5 protein-coding genes are annotated in these 4,734 nt (G+C 70.0%); 1 reads left to right on the top strand and 4 read right to left on the bottom strand.

The window, feature by feature from the left end; translation table 11 throughout:
* Positions 1-109 precede the first annotated feature (109 nt).
* The gene (locus RT309_RS04570; RefSeq protein WP_313355709.1) at positions 110-571 is read right to left on the bottom strand and encodes a GNAT family N-acetyltransferase; all 462 of its coding nucleotides are present in this window, start codon (positions 569-571) and stop codon (positions 110-112) included.
* 18 nt (positions 572-589) lie between these two features.
* Between RT309_RS04570 and RT309_RS04565 the strand changes: the two genes are divergently transcribed.
* Positions 590-865, top strand: coding sequence for an acylphosphatase (locus RT309_RS04565; protein WP_313355708.1), 276 nt, complete (start codon positions 590-592; stop codon positions 863-865).
* Between the two features lie 13 nt (positions 866-878).
* On the opposite strand, the gene ligA is transcribed toward RT309_RS04565, so the two are convergent.
* The 3 genes from ligA to RT309_RS04550 form a co-directional block, all read right to left on the bottom strand.
* The gene (ligA, locus tag RT309_RS04560; RefSeq protein WP_313355707.1) at positions 879-3,197 is read right to left on the bottom strand and encodes an NAD-dependent DNA ligase LigA; all 2,319 of its coding nucleotides are present in this window, start codon (positions 3,195-3,197) and stop codon (positions 879-881) included.
* A gap of 72 nt (positions 3,198-3,269) precedes the next feature.
* The gene (gene mnmA / locus RT309_RS04555; protein WP_313355706.1) at positions 3,270-4,367 is read right to left on the bottom strand and encodes a tRNA 2-thiouridine(34) synthase MnmA; all 1,098 of its coding nucleotides are present in this window, start codon (positions 4,365-4,367) and stop codon (positions 3,270-3,272) included.
* A 38-nt stretch (positions 4,368-4,405) separates the two neighbouring features.
* The coding region (locus RT309_RS04550; protein ID WP_313355705.1) for an aminotransferase class V-fold PLP-dependent enzyme at positions 4,406-4,734 on the bottom strand (329 nt) is incomplete at its 5' end.

Here is a 4,734-nt window from a genome sequence, read left to right as displayed (position 1 = left end):
CCTGCGGCGTGTCGCGTGCCGATCGGCCGCGACACCCCGTCAGGCGGGCGGATGATCTGAGATTCCCGACGTCACATCGTGTCGGATGCCGATGACCCGAGTGCACGCGTCAGCCGAGGTGCCGCGAGAAGTGGTGGGCGTCGATGTTCATCCGCTCTCGCAGGTAGAACCGGTGCGCGTCGAAGCGCTGCACGCCGGAGTCGAGGTCGAGCTGCCGGCATCCCGCGGCGACGGCGCGCTCGCGCAGCTCGTCGAGCAGCATCCGACCGTACCCGCGGGAGCGCTCTGACGCCGCGGTCGAGAGGTCATCGACGTACAGCTTGCGGATCGCGCTCGTGTTGGCGATGATCCGCCACCCGGCGACGGCCACGCACCGCTCCCCCACGAGCACCGCGGTGAACGTGAGGCCCTGCGGTGCACCCTCATGCAGCACCTGCTCCAGCAGTTCCACGGTCAGGTGCGGGCGCAGCTCCTGCAGCACCGGCAGTGCCACCGCCCAGCGCGGGTCGCCGAGCGCCAGGTCGACGAGGGCGAGCTGTTCGGTCGATGCGTATGCGGGGTCAACGGCCATGCTGCCTAGGCTATGCGCATGAGATCGGTGCGGGTGATCGTCAGCGGTCGCGTCCAGGGCGTCGGCTATCGGTGGTTCGTCCGTGAGACGGCGACGACCTGCGGGATCGTCGGCTGGATGCGCAATCGACGCGATGGCACCGTCGAGGCCGAGCTGCACGGCGACGGCGAGGCTGTTGACGACGTCATCTCGGCGCTGCGGCAGGGTCCGTGCTCAGCCCGAGTGGATGCGTTGCAGATCACCGACATCGGGTTCGACCGCCAGGACGGGTTCGAGATCCGCCCGATGGCGTGACGGCTCCCGCTCATCAGGCGTCAAGCGCCGCCGGCCCTTGCGTGACGAGCACATGGAACTGGGCGGCGTCGAGAACGCGGATCCCGAGCTCCTCCGCCTTCGCGAGTTTCGAGCCCGCACCTGGACCCGCCGCGACGAAGTCGGTCTTCTTCGAGACGCTGGATGCCGCCTTGCCGCCGGCCTTGATGATCGCCTCCTGAGCACCATCGCGCGTGTAGCCGTCGAGCGATCCGGTGGCGACGACGGTGAGCCCGTCGAGCACTCCCCCCTCGGCGACCGCTGCGCCCGGCCCCGGGTGCCCCGGCGTCGCCCACTGTACGCCCGCCGCCGTCCACTGATCGATGATGTCGATGTGCCAGTCCACCTCGAACCACTCCAGCAGCGAGTCGGCGATGATCCCGCCGACCCCTTCGACGGCGGCGAGATCTTCTCGGGACGCCGCGCGAATGGCATCCAGTGATCCGAACCACTGCGCGAGCGCACGCGCGGCGACCGGACCGACGTGCCGGATGTTCAACGAGACCAGCAGTCGCCACAGCTCCTTCGTCTTGGCCTTCTCGAGCTCGGCGAGCAGCTTGACGGCCGCCGACGACGGCTGGGGTCCTTCGACGCCCTCCTTCTTCTCGGCGGCCGTCGCGTTGCGGCGGAACGGCGACCGGGTCTTGACGATGCCGTCGTCGTCCTCCTTCGGCAGGCCCGTCTCGGAGTCGCGCACCACCACCTCGATCGGCACGATCTGCGCGAGCTCCAGCGAGAACAGGCCCGCCTCCGTGTCCAGCGGCGGCACCGCGGGATGGCTCGGCTGCGTCAGCGCCGCGGCTGTCACCTCGCCCAGCGCCTCGACGTCCAGCGCCCCGCGCGAGCCGATGTGCTCCACACGCCCCCGCACCTGAGCCGGGCAGGATCGCGCGTTCGGGCACCGCAGGTCGATGTCGCCCTCCTTCATCGGCCGAAGCGGCGTGCCGCACTCCGGGCATCCGGTCGGCATGACGAACTCGCGTTCGCTGCCGTCACGCTTCTCGACGACAGGGCCGAGCACCTCGGGGATCACGTCGCCGGCTTTTCGGAGCACGACGGTGTCGCCGATCAGCACACCCTTGGCCTTGACGACGTCCTTATTGTGCAGGGTCGCCTGACGCACCACGGAACCCGCCACATGGGCGGGCGCCATCACCGCGAACGGCGTCGCACGGCCGGTGCGGCCGACCGAGACGACGATGTCGAGCAGCGTGGTCTGCACCTCTTCGGGCGGGTACTTGTAGGCGATCGCCCAGCGCGGCGCGCGACTGGTCATGCCCAGCTCATCGTGCAGGGCGAGCTCGTCGACCTTGACGACGATGCCGTCGAGCTCGTGCTCGATGTCGTGTCGGTGCTCGCCGAAGTGGGCGACGAAGTCGGCGACCTCGTCGATCGAGTGGCACACCTTCGTGTGCGGGCTCGTCGGCAGGCCCCAGCTCGCCACCAGGTAATACACCTCGCTCTGCGCGGCGACCGGCGGATCCGGCCAGGCACCGATGCCGTGCACGTACAGCGAGAGCGAGTCGATGCGCAGCAGACCCGCTTCGAGTTCGAGGCCGGTCTTCTTGTCGATCTGCTGACGCAGTCCCCCACTGGCGGCGTTGCGTGGATTCGCGAAGGCGGGGAATCGTCGAGCGGCGGCGGTGCGGGCCTTCTCTTCGTCGAACGGACGCTTCGCGCCGCCTCGTGCCTCCCACCGCTCGAGCGCATCGGCGTACGCACGATCCCGGAACGCTGCCTGCGCCGCGTTGAGCCGCTCGAACGCGGCGACCGGGATGAACACCTCGCCGCGCACCTCGACGATCTCAGGATGCCCCTCGCCACTGAGCCGCTCGGGGATGTCGGCGAGGCGCAGCGCGTTCTCGGTCACGATCTCGCCCACACGTCCGTCGCCGCGAGTGGCCGCTGACGAGAGCACGCCGTTCTCGTAGCGCAGGTTGATGGCCAGCCCGTCGATCTTCAGCTCGGTCAGCCAGGCCACGTCGCGTCCGGCAGCTGCCACGGTCTTGACCTGCCAGTCACGCAGCTCGTCGAGCGAGAACACGTTGTCGAGGCTGAGCATCCGCTCGGCGTGCTCGATCGTCGCAAGGCCCGTGGCCTCGGCCGCGCCCACCATCTGGGTGGGCGAGTCCTGCCCCTGCAGCTCGGGATGCAGGCGCTCGAGCTCTTCGAGCCGCCGCATCCAGCCGTCGTACGTCGCGTCGTCGACGAGCGACGTGTCGCGTCCGTAATACGCGTCCTTCGCCTCGAGGATGCGAGTCGTGAGCTCTTCGGCTTCGGCGCGGACGTCGGTCAGCGAGATGTTCTCAGGCACCCCGCAAGTCTACGAGCGGGCACCGACAAGACGCGGGTGTTGACGCCCGACCTGCGCTCCGTCTGAGGGAGCTCAGGCGTCGACCGGCACTGCCGAGACGGTCGTGTCGATCGTGAACTGCCCGAGCACCCGCGTGCCGACGTAGATGACCGCGCTCTGGCCGGGTGCGACTCCGTCGAGCGGCACCTCGGGCACGACGCGCACGCCGTCATCGGTCACCTGCGCTCGAGCCGGCACCGGGTCGGCGTGCGCGCGGATCTGCACCTCGCACGCGAAGTCCGACTCTGCAGGCGCGGCGCCGGCCCACGAGAAGCGCTGCCCGGCGATCTCGGCGATCGCCAGCGCCTCCTTCGGGCCGACGACCACGGTGTTGGACACCGGTCGCACCTCGAGCACGAAGCGCGGCTTGCCGTCCGGGGCCGGCATGCCCAGGCGCAGGCCCCGGCGCTGTCCGACGGTGAACGCGTGGGCGCCGTCGTGACTGCCCACGACCTCGCCACTGCGGTCGACGATGTCGCCGGTCGCCGTGCCGACCTTCTCCGCGAGCCAGCCGCGCGTGTCGCCGTCGGGGATGAAGCAGATGTCGTGACTGTCCGGCTTCTGCGCGACGGTGATGCCGCGCGCCGCAGCCTCGGCCCGCACGAGCGCCTTCGACGGCGTGTCGCCGAGCGGGAAGTAGGTGTGCGCCAGCTGCTCGGCGTTCAGCACACCGAGCACGTACGACTGGTCCTTGGCGGAGTCCGACGCGCGGTGCAGCTCGAGCCCGCCGGAGCCGTCGACGAGGGTCGCGTAGTGACCGGTGCAGACTGCATCGAAGCCGAGTTCGATCGCCCGCTCCAGGAGAGCGGCGAACTTGATCTTCTCGTTGCAGCGCAGGCACGGGTTGGGGGTGCGGCCCGCCTTGTACTCCGAGATGAAGTCGTCGATGACGTCATCGCGGAAACGCTCCGAGAAGTCCCACACGTAGAACGGGATGCCGAGCAGATCGGCCACGCGCCGGGCATCCAGTGCGTCCTCGACGGTGCAGCATCCGCGGCTGCCGGTGCGCAGGGTGCCGCCCGCCCGCGACAGCGCGAGGTGCACTCCCACCACCTCGTGCCCGGCGTCGACGGCGCGCGCCGCGGCCACCGCCGAATCGACGCCGCCGCTCATCGCCGCAAGAACTCGCATGGAATCCAGTCTACGAGCGCTCGCCTGAACGGCTCCCGTCAGCGTGTGGCGCGCGCCACGGCATCCGGGATCGCGGCGAGCACCGCCTCGACGTCCGACGGGGTCGAGGTCGTGCCGAGCGTGAACCGCAGCACGCTCCGGGCGTCCTGCTCGCTGCGCCCCATCGCCAGAACGACGTGCGAGGGCTCGGCGACGCCGGCCTGACATGCCGATCCGGTGGATGCCGAGATGCCGGCCATGTCGAGCAGGAACAGCAGGCTCTCGCCCACCGTCCCCGGGAACAGCAGATGCGCATTGCCGGGCAGGCGATCGACCGGATCGCCGAGCAGCCTCGCCGAGGGGACGGCGGCGAGGACTCCGGCGACGA

The sequence above is a fragment of the Microbacterium sp. genome, from assembly GCF_032084865.1.
Lineage (GTDB): Bacteria > Actinomycetota > Actinomycetes > Actinomycetales > Microbacteriaceae > Microbacterium.
This window is presented reverse-complemented; position numbering and strand designations above follow the sequence as displayed.